Consider the following 493-nt stretch of genomic DNA (forward strand, 5'->3'; position numbering starts at 1 on the left):
CCACTATACAGTGTGGTTACGTCATTAAGGTCGTCTGAAAAATGTTTTTCAGACGACCTTAATGCTTGATTGGGATTTGTACTTAAGCCTCACCGCTCAAAGGGAACTTTGGGAATAACGCGCCGATACATGGGCTTCTTTGCGGTAATGAAGACGGAGTGTTTTGCCGTGCAGGGGGAATTGATGATGGACGAATTGATGAAACAGATAGAGGATTATATGGATTCCTATAATCAGGAACGTTGCAGTTCGAAATTGAAAAGCCGGGGCCTGTCACATATAGAACCCGGCTTATATAGAGTGTCTGATGAATAGGCTTTTATGAATGTCCCAGACCTTAGGAGCAGTTCAGTTTTTGCCCGAACGTTTTTCAGACGACCTTTTATCTATGTTTATCAAGCAGACTGTATCGGGATGATACGGTTTTGATTGCGTTTTGCACCGCCTTCGCAATAATTGATTTTGACGTATTCTTCGACAATCTCTAAGAATT

At 42.2% G+C, this 493-nt stretch carries 1 protein-coding gene; it reads left to right on the forward strand.

Annotated features, from left to right (window positions below; all coding sequences use genetic code 11):
* Nucleotides 1–129 precede the first annotated feature (129 nt).
* Nucleotides 130–315 carry an IS3 family transposase gene (locus tag ACTHTU_RS11225; protein WP_440362593.1) on the forward strand — a complete coding sequence of 62 codons (186 nt, stop codon included), beginning with the start codon at nt 130–132 and terminating at the stop codon, nt 313–315.
* Nucleotides 316–493: the final 178 nt, after the last annotated feature.

This window comes from Neisseria sp. P0020.S005 (genome assembly GCF_051957055.1).
Classification (GTDB): Bacteria; Pseudomonadota; Gammaproteobacteria; order Burkholderiales; family Neisseriaceae; genus Neisseria; species Neisseria subflava_A.